The following is a 19,858-nucleotide window of genomic DNA, read 5'->3' on the forward strand; positions in this document are numbered from 1 at the left end:
AGGAGGGTGTCATGGTTATCTCCAGTCAAGAATATTCTCGCCGTCGTCAGGCGCTGCTGGCCACAATGCAGCCGGGAAGCGCTGCCCTGATTTTTGCCGCGCCGGAAGTGACGCGAAGCGCGGACAGCGAATACCCCTATCGCCAGAGCAGCGATTTCTGGTACTTCACGGGTTTCAACGAGCCGGAAGCGGTACTGGTGCTGATTAAGAGCAATGACACCCATAACCACAGCGTGATTTTTAACCGCGTCCGCGATTTAACGGCTGAAATCTGGTTTGGTCGTCGCCTGGGGCAAGAGGCGGCACCGGAAAAGCTGGGCGTTGACCGCGCGCTGGCCTTCAGTGAAATCAACCAGCAGCTCTATCAGCTGCTCAACGGGCTCGACGTGCTCTACCACGCTCAGGGCGAATATGCCTATGCGGATGAGATTGTTTTCACCGCGCTGGACAAGCTGCGTAAAGGCTCGAGGCAGAATCTCTCGGCGCCCGCTACGCTCATCGACTGGCGTCCGGTGGTGCACGAGATGCGCCTGTTCAAGTCAGAAGAAGAACTTAACGTGATGCGCCGCGCGGGCGAAATCAGCGCGCTGGCGCATACCCGGGCCATGGAAAAGTGCCGTCCCGGCATGTTCGAGTACCAGCTTGAAGGCGAAATTCACCATGAATTTAACCGCCACGGCGCGCGCTTCCCGTCCTACAACACCATCGTTGGCGGCGGGGAAAACGGCTGCATCCTGCACTACACCGAAAACGAAAGTGAGCTGCGCGACGGCGATCTGGTGCTGATTGACGCCGGCTGCGAATATCAGGGTTATGCAGGGGACATCACCCGCACCTTCCCGGTAAACGGCAAATTCACCCCCGCGCAGCGCGAAATCTATGACATCGTGCTGGAGTCTCTGGAGACCGCGCTGACGCTGTTCCGTCCGGGCACCTCTATCCAGGACGTCACGGGTGAGGTGGTGCGCATCATGATTACCGGGCTGGTTAAGCTCGGCATTCTGCAAGGCGATGTGGATGCCCTCATCGCTGAAAACGCCCATCGCCCGTACTTTATGCACGGCCTGAGCCACTGGCTGGGGCTGGACGTGCATGACGTGGGTGCATACGGTCAGGACCGTTCGCGCCTGCTGGAGCCTGGCATGGTGCTGACCGTCGAGCCGGGGCTGTACATCGCGCCGGATGCCGACGTGCCGGAACCGTATCGCGGGATTGGCATTCGTATCGAAGACGACATCGTCATCACCGAAACCGGTAACGAAAACCTGACCGCGACCGTTGTAAAAAAAGCCGAGGAGATCGAGGCGCTGATGGCGGCGGCACGCGTATGAGCGTGATCATCGTTGGCGGAGGCATGACCGGCGCTACCCTGGCGCTGGCCATTTCGCACTTAACCAAAGGCCAGCTTCCGGTGCATCTCGTCGAGGCGGTTGCGCCGCAGGCGAGCGACCATCCTGGTTTCGATGCTCGCGCCATCGCGCTGGCGCAGGGAACCTGCCAGCAGCTGTCGCGCATCGGGATCTGGCAGGCGATAGCGGATTGCGCAACGGCGATCCGCACCGTTCACGTCAGCGATCGCGGTCATGCCGGGTTCGTGACGCTGGACGCGCACGACTACCGGATAGCGGCGCTGGGGCAGGTCGTGGAGCTGCATGACGTGGGGCTGAGGCTGTTCCGTCTGTTACAGGACGCGCCAGGCGTTACGCTGCACTGTCCGGCGCGCGTTGCCGGATTTAGCCGCCGTGACGAGGCCGTCAGCGTGACGCTGGACAACGGTACCACGCTTGAGGGGCAGCTGCTGGTGGCGGCGGATGGCTCACGCTCTGCGCTCGCCACGCAGTGCGGCGTTGAATGGCACACTCAGCCTTATGGCCAGGTGGCGGTCATCGCTAACGTCTCTACGGCGGGCGCGCATAACGGCAGGGCATTTGAGCGCTTTACGCAGCACGGCCCGCTGGCCATGCTGCCGATGTCGAACGGACGCTGTTCGCTGGTGTGGTGCCATGCTCAGGATAAGGCCGATGAGGTGCTCTCCTGGTCCGACGAACGTTTTTGTGCCGAGCTGCAAAAAGCCTTTGGCTGGCGGCTTGGGCGTATCACCCACGCGGGCAAGCGGGTGGTTTATCCGCTTTCGCTGACGACCGCATCGCAGACGGTTTCCCATCGCGTCGCCCTTGTCGGCAATGCCGCGCAGACGCTGCACCCCATCGCCGGGCAAGGCTTCAACCTTGGCCTGCGCGACGTAATGAGCCTGGCTGAGCTGCTGGCGCAGGCGTGGGGCGAACAGCGGGATTGTGGCGCATACTCAGTGCTGAGCCATTACCAGAAACGACGTGAGGGGGACAGAGCGGCGACCGTTAGCGTCACCGATGGCCTGGTCCACCTGTTTGCCAATCGCTGGGCGCCGTTAGTTGCGGGTCGCAACCTCGGGCTGATGGCGATGGAACTGTTCATTCCGGCACGTGACGTGCTGGCGCAGCGGACCCTGGGTTGGGTCGCGCGTTAAGGAGTAATCATCGTGCAAAATGTTGATGTCGCCATTGTTGGCGGCGGAATGGTAGGACTGGCGCTGGCCTGTGGCTTACAGGGCAGCGGCCTGCGCGTGGCCGTGCTTGAGCAAAAAGCGCCGCAGCCCGTGGCGCAGGATGCACCGCCGGAGCTGCGCGTCTCGGCGATCAATGCGGCCAGCGAAAAGTTACTGACGCACCTCGGCGTCTGGTCTGAGATCGTGGCGCAGCGCGCCAGCTGCTATCACGGCATGGAAGTGTGGGACAAAGACAGCTTTGGCCGCATCGCGTTTGACGATGAAAGCATGGGCTATAGCCACCTTGGGCACATCGTCGAGAACGCGGTGATCCACCACGCGCTGTGGCGCAAAGCGCAGCAGTGCAGCGACGTCACCCTTATCGCTCCCGCCACGCTTCAGCAGGTGGCATGGGGCGAAAACGACGCGTTTCTGACGCTGGAAAGCGGCGACATGCTGACCGCGCGTCTGGTGGTGGGGGCCGACGGCGCAAATTCCTGGCTGCGTAACAAAGCGGATATTCCGCTGACCTTCTGGGATTACCGCCATCACGCGATGGTTGCCACGATCCGCACCGAAGAGCCGCACGGCGGCATCGCGCGCCAGATTTTCCACAACGACGGTATTCTGGCCTTCCTGCCGCTTGCCGATCCGCATCTGTGCTCCATCGTCTGGTCTCTGGTGCCGGAAAAAGCGCAGCAGATGCAGGAGGCGACGCCGGAGGCGTTCAGCCAGGCGCTGTGCGTGGCCTTTGATAACCGTCTGGGCCTGTGCACGCTTGAAAGCGAGCGTCAGGTGTTCCCGTTAACCGGCCGCTACGCGCGTCAGTTTGCGGCGCACCGTCTGGCCCTGGTGGGCGATGCGGCGCATACCATTCACCCGCTGGCCGGGCAGGGGGTTAACCTCGGCTTCATGGACGCGGCTGAGCTGGTTGACGAGCTGCGTCGTCTGCATCGTGAAGGTAAAGACATTGGTCAGCATCTTTATCTGCGCCGCTACGAGCGCAGCCGCAAGCACAGCGCGGCGATGATGCTGGCGGGCATGCAGGGCTTCCGCGAGCTGTTTGCCGGCGCGAACCCGGCGAAAAAACTGCTGCGCGATATCGGTCTGAAACTTGCTGATACCCTTCCGGGCGTCAAGCCACAGCTTCTTCGTCAGGCAATGGGCCTTAACGATCTGCCCGACTGGCTACGATAGTATTGACCCCCGTCACACTTTATTTTCCCGGCCTCCGCGCCGGGTGAATATCCTCGTTTGAAATAATCTAATTTCACCTCATTTTTCGCATTAGAAAATCTAATCTTACTATTTTTATGTTACGGAAATTCTGGCCGTTTTTCCGCACGAAATATCACCATCTGCTAAATCCTGTAAGAAGAATGTTAATTTTATGCGGGTTTAGTCGCATTTTGCCAGTCGATAACTCTGTAGGCTTTCCTGCGTTTTTTGGTCATAAGCTAATGTGATGACCCGCTTTACCTTATGGTTAACCGCCGGTTTCGGTGGTAAGTTCAGGTAAAAGAGAACGTTTGCGTCGGCTCCGGATGGCGAGGCCGACACCGGGTTTCACGGTGAATTTTTCAACGAGGAAAAGATGGCTCAACAGACTCCTTTGTACGAACAGCACGTGTTATGCGGCGCCCGCATGGTGGACTTCCACGGCTGGATGATGCCGCTGCACTACGGCTCGCAAATTGATGAGCATCACGCGGTGCGCACCGATGCCGGTATGTTCGACGTGTCCCACATGACGATTGTCGACCTGCGCGGAAGCCGCACCCGGGAGTTTTTGCGTTATCTGCTGGCAAACGATGTCGCCAAACTGAAGACGCCGGGCAAAGCGCTTTATACCGGCATGCTCAATGCCTCGGGCGGCGTGATTGATGACCTCATCGTCTATTACTTCACAGAAGATTTCTTCCGCCTCGTTGTCAACTCCGCCACCCGCGAAAAAGACCTCTCCTGGATCGCCCAACACGCTGAACCTTACGCCATCGACATCACCGTACGTGATGACCTGTCGCTGATTGCCGTGCAGGGGCCGAACGCCCAGGCGAAAGCCGCCTCCCTGTTTAACGACGAGCAGCGTAAGGCCACCGAAGGCATGAAGCCGTTCTTCGGCGTGCAGGCGGGCGTTCTGTTTATTGCCACCACCGGGTACACCGGTGAAGCGGGCTATGAAATTGCCATGCCAAATGAAAAAGCCGCTGATTTCTGGCGCGCGCTGGTGGAGGCGGGCGTCAAGCCTGCGGGCCTGGGGGCGCGCGATACGCTGCGTCTGGAAGCCGGTATGAACCTCTACGGTCAGGAGATGGACGAGGGCGTCTCTCCGCTGGCGGCCAACATGGGCTGGACCATCGCGTGGGAGCCGGCTGACCGTGACTTTATTGGCCGGGAAGCGCTGGAGATGCAGCGTGAAAAGGGCACTGAACAGCTGGTTGGCCTGGTGATGAAGGAAAAAGGCGTGCTGCGCGGCGAACTGCCGGTGCGCTTCACCGATGCCGACGGTAACCATCGTGAAGGCACGATCACCAGCGGAACCTTCTCCCCGACGCTCGGCTACAGTATTGCCCTGGCACGCGTGCCGGCGGGTATTGGTGAAACGGCGGTGGTGCAGATCCGCAACCGTGAAATGCCGGTCAACGTGACCAAACCGATTTTTGTTCGCGCCGGTAAGCCGGTCGCCTAACTATTTTTATCAGGAGAACTTCAATGAGCAATGTGCCAGCAGAACTGAAATACAGCAAAGAACACGAGTGGCTGCGCAAAGAGGCGGACGGCACCTACACCGTTGGGATCACCGAGCACGCGCAGGAGCTGCTGGGCGATATGGTGTTTGTTGACCTGCCGGAAGTGGGCGCAACCGTGAGCGCAGGCGACGACTGCGCGGTGGCTGAGTCCGTTAAAGCGGCATCTGATATCTATGCTCCCGTCAGCGGTGAAATTGTTGCCGTAAACGACGCGCTGAGCGACTCCCCGGAGCTGGTGAACAGCGAGCCGTATGAAGGCGGCTGGATCTTTAAGATCAAAGCCAGCGACGAAGCGCAGGTTGCCGCGCTGCTGGATGCGACCGCGTACGAAGCCCTGTTAGAAGACGAGTAAGCCATTATCCCTCTCCCTTCGGGAGAGGGCAGGGGTGAGGGTGCCCATCTTCCTCTCACCCTAACCCTCTCCCAAAGGGAGAGGGAACTTAAATTCACTGCACGTTTCAGGAACCATCGCTCATGACACAGACTTTAAGCCAGCTTGAAAACCGTGGCGCCTTCATTGAACGTCACATTGGGCCGGATGCTCAGCAACAGCAGGAGATGCTGAAGACAGTTGGCGCGGATTCATTAAACGCACTGATCGGCCAGATCGTGCCAAAAGACATCCAGCTTGCCACGCCGCCGCAGGTGGGCGAGTCCACCACGGAGTTCGCCGCGCTGGCGGAGCTGAAGGCCATTGCCGGCCTTAACAAGCGCTATAAGTCTTATATTGGCATGGGCTACACCAACGTGCAGTTACCGCCGGTGATCCTGCGTAACATGCTGGAAAATCCGGGCTGGTACACCGCTTATACCCCGTATCAGCCAGAAGTGTCCCAGGGCCGCCTGGAGGCGCTGCTGAACTTCCAGCAGGTGACGCTGGATCTGACCGGTATGGATATCGCCTCTGCCTCTCTGCTGGATGAAGCGACCGCCGCCGCCGAAGCGATGGCGATGGCGAAGCGCGTGAGCAAGCTGAAAAACGCCAACCGCTTCTTCGTGGCGGCGGACGTGCATCCGCAAACGCTGGACGTGGTGCGTACCCGTGCGGAAACCTTCGGTTTTGACGTGATCGTCGACGACGCTGACAAAGTGCTGGATCACCAGGACGTTTTCGGCGTGCTGTTACAGCAGGTGGGCACGACCGGTGAAGTGCATGACTACAGCGCGCTGATTGCTGAGCTCAAATCCCGCAAGGTGGTGGTGAGCGTCGCCGCTGACTTTATGGCGCTGGTGCTGCTGACGGCACCGGGCAAGCAAGGGGCGGATATCGTCTTCGGCTCTGCGCAGCGCTTCGGCGTGCCGATGGGCTACGGCGGCCCGCACGCGGCCTTCTTTGGCGCAAAAGATGAATTTAAACGCTCCATGCCGGGGCGCATTATCGGCGTATCGAAAGATGCCGCCGGCAACACCGCGCTGCGCATGGCGATGCAGACCCGCGAGCAGCATATCCGCCGCGAGAAAGCGAACTCCAATATCTGTACCTCGCAGGTGCTGCTGGCAAACATCGCCAGCCTGTACGCGGTGTTCCACGGTCCGGCCGGGCTGAAACGCATTGCCGGCCGCATCCACCGTCTGGCCGATATTCTGGCCTGCGGCCTGAAGCAGAAAGGCCTTAAGCTGCGTCATGAGCACTACTTCGACACCCTTTGCGTTGACGTGGCGGACAAGGCGGCCGTGCTGGCGCGCGCTGATGCAGCGCGAATCAACCTGCGCAGCGACATCCATCATGCGGTGGGGATCACCCTTGATGAATCCACGACTCGCGACGATATCGCGACGCTGTTTGACGTACTGCTGGGTGATGCGCACGGTCTGGACGTTGACGCGCTGGACAAAGAGGTGGCGCACGACAGCCGCTCCATTCAGGGGAGCATGCTGCGTGTTGACGCGATCCTGACCCACCCGGTGTTCAACCGCTACCACAGCGAAACCGAGATGATGCGCTATATGCACTCTCTGGAGCGCAAGGATCTGGCGCTGAACCAGGCGATGATCCCGCTGGGATCCTGCACCATGAAGCTGAACGCCGCGGCGGAGATGATCCCCATTACCTGGCCTGAATTCTCCGAGCTGCACCCGTTCTGCCCGGCCGAGCAGGCGGAAGGTTATCACATGATGATCAACCAGCTGTCCGACTGGCTGGTGAAGCTGACCGGTTACGACGCCCTCTGCATGCAGCCGAACTCCGGCGCGCAGGGTGAATATGCGGGCCTGCTGGCGATCCGTCACTATCACGAAAGCCGCAACGAGGGCCACCGCGATATCTGCCTGATCCCAAGCTCCGCCCACGGCACCAACCCGGCCTCTGCGCAGATGGCGGGAATGGAAGTGGTGGTCGTGGCCTGCGATAAAAACGGCAACATCGATCTCGCCGACCTGCGCGCGAAAGCGGAACAGGCGGGTGAGAAGCTCTCCTGCATCATGGTTACCTACCCGTCCACCCACGGCGTGTACGAAGAGACCATCCGTGAAGTGTGCGAAGTAGTGCATCAGTTCGGCGGCCAGGTTTACCTCGACGGCGCGAACATGAACGCCCAGGTGGGCATCACCTCGCCGGGCTTTATCGGCGCGGACGTGTCGCACCTGAACCTGCATAAAACGTTCTGTATTCCGCACGGCGGCGGCGGCCCGGGTATGGGGCCAATCGGCGTGAAAGCGCACCTGGCTCCGTTTGTGCCGGGCCACAGCGTGGTGCAGATCGAAGGCATGCTGACTCGTCAGGGCGCGGTCTCTGCGGCACCGTTCGGCAGCGCCTCTATTCTGCCAATCAGCTGGATGTACATCCGCATGATGGGCGCGGAAGGGCTGAAGCAGGCCAGCCAGGTGGCGATCCTCAACGCCAACTACATCGCAACGCGTCTGAAGGACGCTTATCCGGTGCTCTACACCGGCCGCGACGGTCGCGTGGCGCACGAATGTATCCTTGATATTCGTCCTCTGAAAGAAGAGACGGGCATCAGCGAGCTGGATATTGCCAAGCGTCTCATCGACTACGGCTTCCACGCGCCAACCATGTCCTTCCCGGTTGCGGGTACGCTGATGGTTGAGCCGACCGAGTCTGAAAGCAAGGTGGAGCTGGACCGCTTCATCGACGCGATGCTGGCGATCCGCAGCGAAATCGACCGCGTGAAGGGCGGGGAGTGGACGCTGGAAGATAACCCGCTGGTTAACGCGCCGCATACCCAGAACGAACTGGTGGCAGAGTGGAGCCACGGCTACACCCGCGAGCTGGCCGTCTTCCCGGCGGGCGTGGCAAACAAATACTGGCCGACCGTGAAGCGTCTTGATGACGTGTACGGCGACCGTAACCTGTTCTGCTCCTGCGTGCCGATGAGCGAATACCAGTAACCGGAATGGTGTAATACTCCAGGCCGGGCAAGGCGATGCCGCCGCCCGGCTTTTTTATTGGGAGAAGAGAATGGCAATTGCACTGGTCACCGGCGCCAGCCGGGGCATTGGTAAAGCCACCGCGCTACAGCTGGCGCGCGAAGGCTACACCGTCGCGGTGAATTTTCACCACAACATCAGGGCCGCGAATGAGGTGATTAATCACATCGTGGAGGCGGGCGGAAAGGCCTTTTCCGTGCGCGCGGACATCAGCGACGAAGCGCAGGTGATGGCGATGTTCGACAGCATCGACCGCGAAGGTGAGCCGCTTGTCGCGCTGGTGAATAACGCCGGGATTTTGTTTGAACAGTCCACCGTTGAAAACCTCACCGCTGAACGTATTAACCGCGTGCTGGCCACTAACGTCACCGGCTATTTTCTCTGCTGTCGCGAGGCGGTAAAGCGCATGTCGCATAAGCACGGCGGCCAGGGAGGGGCGATTGTGAACGTCTCGTCGGCGGCGTCCAGGCTGGGCGCGCCGGGTGAATATGTGGATTATGCCGCCTCCAAGGGGGCGGTAGACTCTCTGACGACCGGCCTGGCGCTGGAGGTGGCGGCGCAGGGCATTCGCGTTAACTGCGTGCGGCCTGGCCTGATTTACACCGATATTCACGCCTCCGGCGGCGAGCCGGGGCGTGTGGATCGGGTGAAGTCACTGCTGCCCATGCAGCGCGGCGGTCAGCCGGAGGAGGTCGCCCAGGCCATCGTCTGGCTGCTGAGCGACAGCGCCTCCTATGTCACCGGCAGCTTCCTCGAGCTGGCTGGCGGCAAATAAGGCTACGACGCCAGCCACAGCCGCAGGCGCATTCCCCAGCCGCTGGTCCAGCCGGTGGTGATTGACTTCACCTCACCGTGAGAAATCGTCACCAGCGTGGGCGTTACCTGAACGTCCCACTGGCGCGCCAGTTCCCCGCTGGCGTCGTTAACCGTGGGCATCGTCAGCTTCTTCTTCCTCAGCCACCGTTCGAGCGTAGCGTTATCGCCCGAGCGCAGTGCAACCGACATCACGTTGCCCCCGTCTGCGGCAAGCGCCGCTACCGACGGCGTGGTGTAGCGGCAGACGCCGCACCACGTCGCCCAGACGTAAACCAGCAGCGGGCGCTCCTCGCTCATGGCGATAAGATCGACAGGCTGACCGTCGAGGGTTTGCAGCGTGGTTGACGCGAAATTCTGCGGCAGCGCGGGCTGGCGGAAATAGTCCACCGCCAGGCTCACGGCTACGCCAATCAGCAACCACATCGCCAGCTCGCGCACCAGGCGCGGGAATTTACCCGCCACGGGCTTTTGCCAGCTGTTCTTTGACCAGCCCCTCCAGATCGTCATAAGGAATGGCGCCCGCGACCATCTGGTCACCGATGATGGTTGCCGGGGTGCCCTGAATATTCAGCACCTGAGACAGGATCAGGTTCATCTTTAAGCTGTCCATGGTTTTATCATCCGTTTTAATGCCGTCCGTTCCGGTTTTATCCCGCGCGGCGGCGATGCTGGCGTCATCGTGGTAGCCTTTTTTCATCATCAGCCGCTGGTGCAGCGCCCAGAATTTATCCGGCGCCTGCTGCCACGTCGAAAGCGCGGCTTTAGCGGCATTCACCGAGCTTTGCCCCTTGAACGGCAGCAGTTTGATGATGAGCTGCACGTCGGGATTCTCGTGCACGATTTTCTCCAGCATCGGGTCGAACTGCTTGCAGTAAGGGCAGTTGTAGTCCGTGAAGGAGACGATGGTGAGCTTCGGCGATGTCGCGCCCGTTCGCGGGCTGGCCGGATCGCTGAACAGCAGCGCTGCCAGCTGGTCATCGGAAGAACCCTCTGCCGGCGCGGCAAAACTGAACGTCGATAAAGAGAGCAGCAGTAAGGCGATGAATGTGCGCATGTTATTTTCCTTTCGCATCGGACAGGGTGGTAAGCACCGCTTCGCGGCTTAACAGCGGAGGCAGCACGTGGCCCTGCGGCAGCCCTGGTCCGTAAATCTGGTTAAACGGCACGGCGGCGCTGCCGCGCGTGGTTAAGAACTGGCTGATGGTGTCGGAGGGGCGGCTCCAGTCGCCGCGCAGGGCGACAACGTCCGGGGCGGATAGCGCATCCTGCACGTCGTCGCGCAGCAGCACGTTGTATTTATTGGCTTTACAGGTCACGCACCAGTCGGCGGTGACGTCAATAAATACCCGCTTATTCTCCGCCAGCGCGCGGGCTATGGCCTGCTCGCTGAGCGGCTGCCAGTTAATACGATCGCGGCGGGAACCCTCGCTGCCGGAGCCGGAAACAAACGCGACCGCTCCGGCCACCGCGATGGCGAATGCCCCGGCGCGCAGGGCCGTTTGCCAGCGGTAGCGCCAGGCGGTGACCAGCAGCAGAGCGAGGATCAGGAGTACGCCCAGCGTGATAACGGGCACGGTGCCAATGTGCACCGTCAGCAGGCTCAGCAGCCACAGCGATGAGCCAAGCATCATCAGGCCGAGCGCCATTCGCACGACGTTCATCCAGCGTCCCGGTCGCGGCAGCTTCCGGGCCAGCCCCGGCCAGGCGGCAACCAGCAGCCACGGCAGGCTCATGCCGATCCCCATTGCCAGGAAGATCCCCCACAGCAGGGGAAGCGGCGCCGCCAGCGCGACCGATACCGCAGTGCCGAGGAACGGTGCGGTGCAGGGCGTCGCCAGCAGCGTAGCGAACGCGCCTTGCCAGAAATGGCCAGCCAGGCCGTTCCCGCCGCGCGTGGCGAGGAACGTGCTGGTGCCGGAAGGGAGACGAATTTCAAATAATCCCAGCAGGCTGGCGCTGAATAGCACCATCACCAGCGCCATTGCGGCAATGAACCACGGGTTCTGGAACTGGATCCCCCAGCCAAGCGCCTGATTGCCCAGCCGTAATACCGTCATCATCAGCGCCAGCGCGAGGAACGAGATAACGATCCCGGCGACTGAGGCAAGAAACTGGCGGCGCACCTGAACGCGGGCCTGCTGCTCGGTTTGCATCAGCGTGCCCAGCTTCATGGCCAGCACGGGCAATACGCAGGGCATGACGTTGAGGATCAGACCGCCGGCCAGCGCCATCAGCAGCACCCAGCCCAGCGAGAACGCCGGCGCGGCGTTGCCCGGCTGAATGCTCAGGCTGGACTCCTGCGCCTGCCCGCTATCGGCGAGAACCAGCGACAGGGTTTTGCCGCTGAGGCTGGGCGCGTCCTCGCCCCAGCTATCCGTCACGGGCACGGTGGCCACCAGCGAATGACCGCGCACGGCGAGGGTGGGCTTGCCGAAATCCACATCGTCCATGCCGTCGATAAACAGCGACGGCTCCTGCCAGCCTGCGTCACGTTGTGCCGTTACGGTCAGTTTGCCGGGGGCGTAGCTGGCGCTGAGCGCTGACGTCAACCCGCCGCTGAGCGGAAGGGTGCCCATTGCCCGGCTGAAGTCGTAATCAAAACCGGCTCCTGCGGGCGCGGTCATGTCCAGCGAAAACGGGTAGTCAGTCAGAATGCAGACGTTGCTACAGGTAGATAGCGTCAGCACGCCGCTTAAGGTTTGGGGGATCTCGCCGCGCAGGGTGATGGGAAAGCTCACGTCGCCGTGATAGCCCTGCGTGGTTATACCCGCCACGTCGAAACGCTGCGGGGTGGGCCAGCGCCAGGCTGCGTCCACAGGCTGATGCCAGGCGATCGCGGGTGCGACGCCGCCTTCTCCCGGCGAGCGCCAGTAGGTCTTCCAGCCTTTTTGCAGGGCGACGTCCAGCAGCAGGCGGGTTTCGCCAGCGCTTTCGGATTGCGCACGCAGCCTGACGCTGGCGTGCTGATTATCGGCGGCGCGCAGCCAGCCGCTGTCGGCGGCCTGGCTGAGGGGCAGCCATAGCCAGAGCAGGCAGACCAGCAGTCGCCTGAATACAGTAAACATAAATTATCTCCGTAAATGATGAATTAACCTGAAATGACAGGCCGATCCTCACTCACGGAAGACGCATAATCGCAGATGCACCCGTAATCGGGGCGGGGAAATAACGCGGGGAGGCCACAGCCGCTCGCGGCGCGGCGGGTTCGCTGCCAGCAACGCCAGCAGCAGGGTAACGGCAAACAGGGCACCTTCAAACAGGATTGGCGGGACCGCCATCAGCGACTTGGCGCTGAGCTCACACGGCGTAACCGGCGCGTCGGCGCTCTCCTGGCCCTGCTGAACAGTCTGAGCTGAGGCGGTGACATTCATGACGAGCGCGTGCATCCCGGCCATCCGCTGGGCGGTGCATATCAGCACTACCAGACAGGCCAGGGCTACCAGCAGGATAGCGTTGCGTTGTCGCTTGATCATGTTCGCCTCTAATATTCAGGACGCCTATATTATCGGGCGAACATATTTTGGCAACGCTAAAGCTGTAAAGAAGTGTCTGGATGATAAGCGGTTTGCCCTCTCCGCTGGCAGAGAGGGCGAGCCGTTACAGCGTTTCGCCGTTGCTGGCAATCACGGTTTTGTACCACTCAAAGCTTTTCTTACGGGAGCGGGACATGTCGCCGGTGCCGTCGTCGTGCTTGTTAACGTAGATAAAGCCGTAGCGCTTGCTGTACTGGCCGGTGGTGAAGGAGACGCAGTCAATGCAGCCCCACGGGGTATAGCCCATCAGATCCACGCCGTCCCAGGTCACGGCCTTCATCATCTCTTCCACGTGGGCGCGCAGGTAGTCGATGCGGTAGTCATCGTTGATGCTGCCGTCCTCTTCCACGTTGTCGTAGGCACCGAAACCATTTTCGACGATAAACAGCGGCTTCTGGTAACGCTCGTACAGCTCGCACAGCGAATAGCGCAGGCCCACCGGGTCAATCTGCCAGCCCCAGTCGGACGCCTTCACGTGCGGATTCGGCACGCTGCCTTCGAAGCCGGAAATGGCGTCACCGGTGCCGCCTTCCGCTTTCACCGCGTTGGTCATGTAGTAGCTGAAACCTAAGTAGTCGCAAGTGCCTTCACGCAGGATCTGTTCATCTCCCGCTTCCATCCTGATGGAGAACCCACGGCGCTCCCACTCGTTCAGCACGTAAGACGGGTAGTAGCCGCGCAGCTGCACGTCGGTAAAGACGTAGCGCTCGCGCATGGATTCCTGAGCAAACATGACGTCTTCTGGCTTGCAGGAGTAAGGATAGAGCGCCACCATCGCCAGCATGCAGCCAACCTTCATCTCCGGGTTGATGCGGCGTGCGGCCTTCACCGCCAGCGCGCTGGCCACGAACTGGTGGTGCAGCACCTGGTACATGGTCTCTTCGGGGTTGTCGTGTTCGGTATACACCACGCCGGAGCAGCAGTAGCCGAACAGCGGCGCGCGCCAGTTGCGCTGGTTATTGATTTCGTTGAAGGTCATCCAGTATTTGACCTTATTTTTGTAGCGCTCAAACACCACTTCCGAGAAGCGCACGAAGAAATCGACCACCTTACGGTTGGTCCATCCGCCGTATTCCTGAACGAGATGCAGCGGCATTTCAAAATGGGAGAGGGTGATCACCGGCTCGATGTTGTACTTCAGCAGTTCATCGAACATGTCGTCGTAAAACTTCAGCCCCTCTTCGTTTGGCTGAGCTTCATCTCCTTTCGGGAAGATGCGCGTCCAGGCAATGGAGGTACGGAAGCATTTGAAGCCCATCTCGGCAAACAGCTTAATGTCTTCTTTGTAATGGCCGTAAAAGTCCACGGCCTCGTGGTTCGGGTAATATTTGCCTTCAATCACGTCCTGAGTGATTTCACGCGGGACGCCGTGGGCCCCGCCGGTGAGCACGTCGCAGATGCTTGGCCCTTTGCCGCCTTTATTCCAGCCGCCTTCAACCTGGTGCGCCGCCACCGCGCCGCCCCATAAAAAATCTTTTGGTAAGGTCAGTTTTTTCATCTTTGCTATTCTCAATTAAGGACTTATTGATTTCGAGTCTAGCAAAGCGGAATTAAATGTCACGATATAACAATTCGCGCAAATTGTAATTTGTCACATCAAAAAAACAGGGTGTTTTATTCCGTTAATTTCTTCGCCAGTTTCCGCCCTAATGATTCCAGAATATAGATGACGGGAATTTGCGTGGTGATATCGTAGACGCCGCCAATTCGCGTTTGCGGCACGTGCCAGGAGAGATTAAAGTCTGCCAGCTTCGCGAGACGGGAGTGTTCGTGGCTGGTAATGGAGAGCACCTTGCAGCGGTGAAGGCTGAACTGGCTGGCAAAGCGCAGGATCTCCTCGGTTTCACCGGAGACGGAGAGCACAATCGCCAGCGCATTTTTAGCCATGTCGTTGGTGACCGGGAAATAAGGGTCGTCGATATGGTTGCTGAATTTCCCGATATTAGAAAAGAAACGTGCGCCATATTTTGCCAGCGAGCCGGATGTGCCCGCGCCGACAATGATAATTCGCTCAGATGATAAGATAATATCAACAGCCTCATCTAACAGGGCATCGAACTCTTCGTTATTCACGCTTTTAAAGAAACTGATAATTTCGCTGGCGCCAAAATTCGCCTGCTGCGGCTCGTTCTGCTCCAGATAGAGCTTAAAGCGCACCCGAAATTCCGAATAGCCTTCGCAGTTGAGCTTACGACAGAAGCGCAGGACGGTAGTGGTGGAGACGCCAGCCGCATCCGCCAGCTCACGGATGGTCATGTACATCACCTTGTCGCGGTTCTTAATGACGTAGTTGTAGACCAGCATTTCCAGGTTGTTGAGGCTGGCAATGGCGGAATGGGAGAAGATGCTCACAATGGCTACACTCGCTGTCGGACACTATTGATCAATCATACCATGCCCCCTTAAGCGGGAAGATGGTTTTATCTCCTTGATTACGCTGATATTAATAAAAATATATACATCTGTGCGGCGGATTCTGTTTTTATGTCTATGATTTATAGCGGTAAATTATTAACGCGTATTTATTTTAGCTAACAGGTGTTCACTGGAATCATTCTCAGTTAGCATAGACTGGCGATGAATAATCATCTTTAGTTTTCCCGGAGTTAAGTATGGTGAGCAAACCATTAATCGCACAGGGATATTCACTGGCTGAGGAAGTAGCCAACAGTATTAGCCACGGCATTGGCCTGGTTTTTGGGATTGTCGGCCTGGTGCTGCTGCTGGTACAGGCAGCGGACACCAACGCCAGCGCGATGGCGATCGCCAGCTACAGCCTGTATGGCGGGAGTATGATCCTGCTTTTCCTGGCCTCGACGCTGTATCACGCTATTCCGCATCAACGGGCGAAGACATGGCTCAAAAAATTTGACCACTGCGCTATCTATCTTCTTATTGCAGGGACCTACACGCCGTTTTTGCTGGTGGGGTTAAACTCACCGCTGTCGCGTGGCCTGATGATTGTGATCTGGAGCCTGGCGCTGCTGGGGATCCTGTTTAAGCTGACCATCGCCCACCGGTTTAAGGTGCTGTCGCTGGTCACCTATCTGACGATGGGCTGGCTGTCGCTGATTGTGGTGTATCAGTTGGCTATTAAGCTTGCGGTGGGAGGGGTAACCCTTCTGGCGGTGGGCGGCGTGGTCTACTCGCTGGGCGTCATTTTCTACGTCTGCAAGCGCATCCCTTACAATCATGCCATCTGGCACGGCTTTGTATTGGGGGGCAGCGTGTGCCACTTCCTGGCCATTTATCTGTATGTGGGGCAGGTGTAGTTTTTGGCAAGGTGTGGTCTGATGCCCTGAACCCGGCCCTCTCCCACCGGGAGAGGGGGGATTCCAGAACCGCAGGCCGGGTAGGGCGAAGCCGCCACCCGGCATAAATGCTTAATCTTCCAGTGAATACGGCAGCGGCTGGATGCTCAGCGTGTTCGCATCATCCCGCACGCGGAACACGGTGTCGGGCTCCATATCATTATTCATAACAACCTGAACCAGCAGGCGCCCGTCGTCCAGCTGCACGGCGGCTAGCACGGTGCCGGTACGGCGCCAGTTTTCGCCCATTTTCATTTCGAGATCTTCGCCCGCTTCCGGCACGCGGCTGGCGTGTCCCGCCAGGGTCCACAGGGCGCGTTTGTTCGCTCCGCGGAATTTCGCACGCGCCACCATTTCCTGACCGGTGTAGCAGCCTTTCTTAAAGCTGATGCCGCCCAGCGCCTGAATGTTGGTTGCCTGCGGAATAAACTGTGCGCTGTTTGCCGCGTCAATCACCGGCAGACCCGCTTCGATGTTCAGCGCCAGCCACTGCTGGCTGTTGTTGAGCTGTGCTTCGCCGCGCAGGGCGTCGGTGATGCGTTCTGCGGTAGCCACGTCCGTTACCAGCAGGAAGCGCTCCGCCGGGTGTTCGAACCACAAAATGGAAGTTGCCCCTTCGCTAACCAGCTGTTTTTGTGCATCCGGCAGCTCGGCAAACAGGTTTTTCAGCGCTGCGCGCGCCTGGAAGCCCGCGACGCCCAGCAGAACGTGTTCATCGTCCGGCTCGATGCTGACCTTAGAAAAGACGGCGTATTTTTTCAGCTCCTTAAGCTGAGCGTCACGCAGGCTCCGGCGCTCAATAAAGGCGAACCCGTCCTGGCGGCGGAACAGACGCAGGTTGCTCCACATTTTGCCTTTTGGATCGCAGTGTGCGGCAAGCAGGTGCTGGTGTTCAGTCAGCTGCGCCACGTCCGCCGTGACCTGGCCTTGCAGGTATTTTTCACCGTCCGCACCGCTCAGCGTTGCCAGTGCCCAGTCATCAAGAGTAATCAGCGTCAGCGGCAGACGCGCAGAGGCGGCGGGCTGGCGAGGAGAAAATGGTGTAAATGCCATAGTGTTGTCCTGAATTGCTTAACGCTTTGATAATACCTAATGGTAAAAGAGACTGTATTCATTGCAAGCGCTTTCAGCAGGCCATTCGTGCCATTACCTGGTTATGCGTGGCGCTACGCAAAATAGTGTAATCCGCTGTCTTTAGAGGGATTATTCTGGAAGCCTGTACGAGGTTCGCAATATTCCAGTAAAGAAACGGTCTAAAACGCGTTACACTAGCAGGTGTTCCCGAAGAGCAATAATGAATACCGAACGGGATACCGACTGTGCCAAACGTAATGCAGGAAACAGAACATGGATATTAACAACAAGGCCCGTATTCACTGGGCGTGCCGTCGCGGCATGCGTGAACTTGATATCTCCATCATGCCCTTCTTCGAGTATGAGTATGACAGCTTAAGCGATGACGATAAGCGCCTGTTTGTCCGCCTGCTTGAGTCTGACGATCCGGATTTATTCAACTGGCTTATGAATCACGGCAAGCCCGCCGACACCGAGTTGCAACGGATGGTGCAATTAATTCAAACACGGAATCGGGAACGTGGTCCTGTGGCAATCTGATCTTCGCGTCTCGTGGCGCTCACAGTGGATGTCGTTACTGCTCCACGGTCTGGTCGCGGCGCTGGTGTTATTAATGCCGTGGCCGCTTAGCTACACCCCTTTGTGGTTGCTGTTGCTGTCGTTTGTGGTGTTTGACAGCGTGCGCAGCCAGCGTCGGATTAATGCCCGCCAGGGTGAAATTAAGCTGCTGATGGATTCTCGCCTGCGCTGGCAGGGAAAAGAGTGGGAGATTATCGGTGCACCATGGATGCTTAACGCCGGGATGATGCTGCGGTTGCGCCGGGTTGAGGGCGGTCGTCGTCAGCACCTGTGGCTGGCGGCAGACAGTATGGATGCCGCGGAGTGGCGCGATCTGCGCCGGCTGATGATGCAGCAGCCGACGCAGGAGTAAGCGCGTTAGCTGAACTGCTCGGCCATCTCGCCCAGAATCTGTTCGCACCAGGCTTGCAGGCGTTCGTCGCTGAGGTCGTACTGGTTGGTCTCATCCAGCGCGAGCCCGACAAACAGCTGGCCGTCGGCAATTATCGGTTTTTTACTGGTGAACTCGTAGCCTTCTGTTGGCCAGTAGCCGATAAACGTCGCGCCTTTGGGCGCCAGCTTGTCATGCAGCATGCCGAGCGCGTCGAGGAACCATTCACCGTAGCCCAGCTGGTCGCCCATGCCGTACATCGCGATGATTTTGCCGTCAAAATTGACGGAATCGAGCCGATCCCAGATAGCTTCCCAGTCTTCCTGTATCTCTCCGAAGTCCCAGGTGGGGATGCCAAGGATCAGCACATCGTACTGTTCCATCAGCGCGACCGCGTCATCTTTCAGGTTATGCAACGTCACCAGTTCCGGGCCAATGATGTCGCGAATTTTCTCCGCCGCCATTTCGGTGTAGCAGGTGCTGGAACCATAGAACAGACCAATATTCATCGCGTAACAATCTCAATTCTTGCTATGACTTTGCGCGTAGTGTACCAGAAACCGATGGCAATCAGGCATAATGGCCGGATTGCAGACTCAAAGGGGCTGATGTGGAAAAGGATCTCGCACTCATCGAACAGTTTCTCGACGCGCTGTGGCTGGAGAAAAACCTCGCTGAAAATACGCTCAGCGCCTATCGGCGGGATCTTACCCTGCTGGTGGAGTGGCTGGCGCATCGGGGGCTGACGCTTGAAAGCGCGCAAAGCGATGACCTGCAAGGGTTACTGGCCGAGCGCATGGAAGGGGGCTATAAAGCCACCAGCTCCGCGCGTCTGCTGAGCGCCATGCGCCGCCTGTTCCAGCACCTTTACCGCGAGAAAATCCGCGCGGACGACCCGAGCGCGCTGCTGGCCTCGCCCAAGCTGCCGCAGCGGTTGCCAAAAGATCTCAGCGAAGCACAAGTTGAGAGATTATTACAGTCGCCCGCGGTTGACCTTCCGCTGGAGTTACGCGATAAAGCCATGCTTGAACTATTGTATGCCACGGGCTTGCGCGTTTCTGAGCTGGTGGGCCTGACGATGAGCGATATCAGCCTGCGTCAGGGCGTGGTGCGCGTCATCGGTAAAGGAAATAAAGAACGGCTGGTGCCGCTCGGCGAAGAGGCGGTCTACTGGCTGGAGACGTATCTGGAGCACGGGCGTCCGTGGCTGCTGAACGGCGTCTCCATCGATGTATTGTTCCCGAGCCAGCGCGCGCAGCAGATGACGCGACAAACCTTCTGGCATCGCATTAAACATTACGCCACACTGGCGGGTATAGACAGCGAGAAGCTGTCGCCGCACGTTTTGCGTCACGCCTTCGCGACGCATCTGCTAAACCACGGCGCTGATTTACGCGTGGTGCAGATGCTCCTTGGACACAGCGATCTTTCAACGACGCAGATTTACACCCATGTCGCGACGGAACGCCTGCGGCAGCTACACCAACAGCACCACCCTCGCGCGTGAGTGCCGA

The 19,858-nt window shown here is 59.1% G+C and carries 19 protein-coding genes; 11 read left to right on the plus strand and 8 right to left on the minus strand.

The window, feature by feature from the left end; genetic code table 11:
• Positions 1-17: 17 nt before the first annotated feature.
• The 7 genes from pepP to IM304_RS01355 all read left to right on the plus strand — a co-directional run bounded on the left by pepP (position 18) and on the right by IM304_RS01355 (position 9,436).
• Positions 18-1,331 carry a Xaa-Pro aminopeptidase gene (pepP, locus tag IM304_RS01325; RefSeq protein WP_176611176.1) on the plus strand — a complete coding sequence of 438 codons (1,314 nt, stop codon included), beginning with the start codon at positions 18-20 and terminating at the stop codon, positions 1,329-1,331.
• Positions 1,328-2,506 carry a 2-octaprenyl-6-methoxyphenyl hydroxylase gene (gene ubiH, locus IM304_RS01330; protein ID WP_193354938.1) on the plus strand — a complete coding sequence of 393 codons (1,179 nt, stop codon included), beginning with the start codon at positions 1,328-1,330 and terminating at the stop codon, positions 2,504-2,506. The genes pepP and ubiH overlap by 4 nt, the downstream gene beginning before the upstream one ends.
• A 12-nt stretch (positions 2,507-2,518) precedes the next feature.
• Positions 2,519-3,721, plus strand: coding sequence for an FAD-dependent 2-octaprenylphenol hydroxylase (gene ubiI / locus IM304_RS01335; RefSeq protein WP_193354937.1), 1,203 nt, complete (start codon positions 2,519-2,521; stop codon positions 3,719-3,721).
• A gap of 397 nt (positions 3,722-4,118) precedes the next feature.
• Positions 4,119-5,213: a glycine cleavage system aminomethyltransferase GcvT gene (gcvT, locus tag IM304_RS01340; RefSeq protein ID WP_193354936.1), complete on the plus strand. Its 1,095-nt coding sequence runs from the start codon at positions 4,119-4,121 to the stop codon at positions 5,211-5,213.
• A gap of 23 nt (positions 5,214-5,236) precedes the next feature.
• Positions 5,237-5,626, plus strand: a complete 390-nt coding sequence (gene gcvH / locus IM304_RS01345) for a glycine cleavage system protein GcvH (RefSeq protein ID WP_006811885.1) — start codon at positions 5,237-5,239, stop codon at positions 5,624-5,626.
• Between the two features lie 122 nt (positions 5,627-5,748).
• The gene (gcvP, locus tag IM304_RS01350; protein WP_193354935.1) at positions 5,749-8,622 is read left to right on the plus strand and encodes an aminomethyl-transferring glycine dehydrogenase; all 2,874 of its coding nucleotides are present in this window, start codon (positions 5,749-5,751) and stop codon (positions 8,620-8,622) included.
• 70 nt (positions 8,623-8,692) lie between these two features.
• Positions 8,693-9,436, plus strand: coding sequence for an SDR family oxidoreductase (locus IM304_RS01355; protein WP_193354934.1), 744 nt, complete (start codon positions 8,693-8,695; stop codon positions 9,434-9,436).
• 2 nt (positions 9,437-9,438) lie between these two features.
• On the opposite strand, the gene IM304_RS01360 is transcribed toward IM304_RS01355, so the two are convergent.
• From IM304_RS01360 to IM304_RS01385, 6 genes are all read right to left on the minus strand, one after another.
• Positions 9,439-9,900, minus strand: a complete 462-nt coding sequence (locus IM304_RS01360) for a protein disulfide oxidoreductase (protein WP_370627093.1) — start codon at positions 9,898-9,900, stop codon at positions 9,439-9,441.
• A gap of 28 nt (positions 9,901-9,928) precedes the next feature.
• Positions 9,929-10,531, minus strand: coding sequence for a DsbA family protein (locus tag IM304_RS01365; RefSeq protein WP_193354933.1), 603 nt, complete (start codon positions 10,529-10,531; stop codon positions 9,929-9,931).
• 1 nt (position 10,532) lies between these two features.
• Positions 10,533-12,542: a protein-disulfide reductase DsbD gene (locus IM304_RS01370; RefSeq protein WP_193354932.1), complete on the minus strand. Its 2,010-nt coding sequence runs from the start codon at positions 12,540-12,542 to the stop codon at positions 10,533-10,535.
• Between the two features lie 48 nt (positions 12,543-12,590).
• Positions 12,591-12,950, minus strand: a complete 360-nt coding sequence (locus IM304_RS01375; protein WP_193354931.1) for a copper resistance protein — start codon at positions 12,948-12,950, stop codon at positions 12,591-12,593.
• A gap of 124 nt (positions 12,951-13,074) precedes the next feature.
• Positions 13,075-14,508, minus strand: a complete 1,434-nt coding sequence (gene bglA, locus IM304_RS01380; RefSeq protein ID WP_193354930.1) for a 6-phospho-beta-glucosidase BglA — start codon at positions 14,506-14,508, stop codon at positions 13,075-13,077.
• Positions 14,509-14,624: 116 nt separating this feature from the next.
• Positions 14,625-15,356 (minus strand): MurR/RpiR family transcriptional regulator, encoded by a 732-nt coding sequence (locus tag IM304_RS01385; RefSeq protein WP_193355065.1) that lies wholly within the window; start codon positions 15,354-15,356, stop codon positions 14,625-14,627.
• A gap of 266 nt (positions 15,357-15,622) precedes the next feature.
• Here IM304_RS01385 and IM304_RS01390 point away from each other — a divergent pair, with 266 nt between their 5' ends.
• Positions 15,623-16,282: a hemolysin III family protein gene (locus IM304_RS01390; protein ID WP_148418552.1), complete on the plus strand. Its 660-nt coding sequence runs from the start codon at positions 15,623-15,625 to the stop codon at positions 16,280-16,282.
• Between the two features lie 111 nt (positions 16,283-16,393).
• On the opposite strand, the gene ygfZ is transcribed toward IM304_RS01390, so the two are convergent.
• A complete protein-coding gene (ygfZ, locus tag IM304_RS01395; RefSeq protein ID WP_148418553.1) occupies positions 16,394-17,374 on the minus strand; it encodes a tRNA-modifying protein YgfZ in 981 nt (326 codons plus the stop codon).
• Positions 17,375-17,668: 294 nt separating this feature from the next.
• Between ygfZ and sdhE the strand changes: the two genes are divergently transcribed.
• Both sdhE and IM304_RS01405 read left to right on the plus strand, forming a co-directional pair.
• The gene (sdhE, locus tag IM304_RS01400) at positions 17,669-17,935 is read left to right on the plus strand and encodes an FAD assembly factor SdhE (RefSeq protein WP_010435322.1); all 267 of its coding nucleotides are present in this window, start codon (positions 17,669-17,671) and stop codon (positions 17,933-17,935) included.
• Positions 17,916-18,326 (plus strand): protein YgfX, encoded by a 411-nt coding sequence (locus tag IM304_RS01405; protein WP_148418554.1) that lies wholly within the window; start codon positions 17,916-17,918, stop codon positions 18,324-18,326. Before sdhE ends, IM304_RS01405 begins: the two co-directional genes overlap by 20 nt.
• Positions 18,327-18,331: 5 nt before the next feature.
• Here the strand turns inward: IM304_RS01405 and fldB are convergent, their stop codons facing one another.
• A complete protein-coding gene (fldB, locus tag IM304_RS01410; RefSeq protein WP_148418555.1) occupies positions 18,332-18,853 on the minus strand; it encodes a flavodoxin FldB in 522 nt (173 codons plus the stop codon).
• Between the two features lie 101 nt (positions 18,854-18,954).
• Between fldB and xerD the strand changes: the two genes are divergently transcribed.
• On the plus strand, positions 18,955-19,851 hold the full coding sequence (gene xerD / locus IM304_RS01415) for a site-specific tyrosine recombinase XerD (RefSeq protein ID WP_003863442.1): 897 nt from the start codon (positions 18,955-18,957) through the stop codon (positions 19,849-19,851).
• Positions 19,852-19,858 lie beyond the last annotated feature (7 nt).

This window comes from Enterobacter cloacae complex sp. P40C2 (genome assembly GCF_014930695.1).
Classification (GTDB): Bacteria; Pseudomonadota; Gammaproteobacteria; order Enterobacterales; family Enterobacteriaceae; genus Enterobacter; species Enterobacter pasteurii.

What these genes read in the sequence shown, in the direction of transcription:
- IM304_RS01370 (WP_193354932.1), bottom strand. Translation starts at nt 12,542, where the DNA reads ATGTTTACTGTATTCAGGCGACTGCTGGTCTGCCTGCTCTGGCTATGG.
- gcvT (WP_193354936.1), top strand. Translation starts at nt 4,119, where the DNA reads ATGGCTCAACAGACTCCTTTGTACGAACAGCACGTGTTATGCGGCGCC.
- IM304_RS01375 (WP_193354931.1), bottom strand. Translation starts at nt 12,950, where the DNA reads ATGATCAAGCGACAACGCAACGCTATCCTGCTGGTAGCCCTGGCCTGT.
- IM304_RS01390 (WP_148418552.1), top strand. Translation starts at nt 15,623, where the DNA reads ATGGTGAGCAAACCATTAATCGCACAGGGATATTCACTGGCTGAGGAA.
- sdhE (WP_010435322.1), top strand. Translation starts at nt 17,669, where the DNA reads ATGGATATTAACAACAAGGCCCGTATTCACTGGGCGTGCCGTCGCGGC.
- ygfZ (WP_148418553.1), bottom strand. Translation starts at nt 17,374, where the DNA reads ATGGCATTTACACCATTTTCTCCTCGCCAGCCCGCCGCCTCTGCGCGT.
- IM304_RS01365 (WP_193354933.1), bottom strand. Translation starts at nt 10,531, where the DNA reads ATGCGCACATTCATCGCCTTACTGCTGCTCTCTTTATCGACGTTCAGT.
- fldB (WP_148418555.1), bottom strand. Translation starts at nt 18,853, where the DNA reads ATGAATATTGGTCTGTTCTATGGTTCCAGCACCTGCTACACCGAAATG.
- ubiH (WP_193354938.1), top strand. Translation starts at nt 1,328, where the DNA reads ATGAGCGTGATCATCGTTGGCGGAGGCATGACCGGCGCTACCCTGGCG.
- IM304_RS01360 (WP_370627093.1), bottom strand. Translation starts at nt 9,900, where the DNA reads ATGTGGTTGCTGATTGGCGTAGCCGTGAGCCTGGCGGTGGACTATTTC.
- IM304_RS01355 (WP_193354934.1), top strand. Translation starts at nt 8,693, where the DNA reads ATGGCAATTGCACTGGTCACCGGCGCCAGCCGGGGCATTGGTAAAGCC.
- gcvH (WP_006811885.1), top strand. Translation starts at nt 5,237, where the DNA reads ATGAGCAATGTGCCAGCAGAACTGAAATACAGCAAAGAACACGAGTGG.
- gcvP (WP_193354935.1), top strand. Translation starts at nt 5,749, where the DNA reads ATGACACAGACTTTAAGCCAGCTTGAAAACCGTGGCGCCTTCATTGAA.
- bglA (WP_193354930.1), bottom strand. Translation starts at nt 14,508, where the DNA reads ATGAAAAAACTGACCTTACCAAAAGATTTTTTATGGGGCGGCGCGGTG.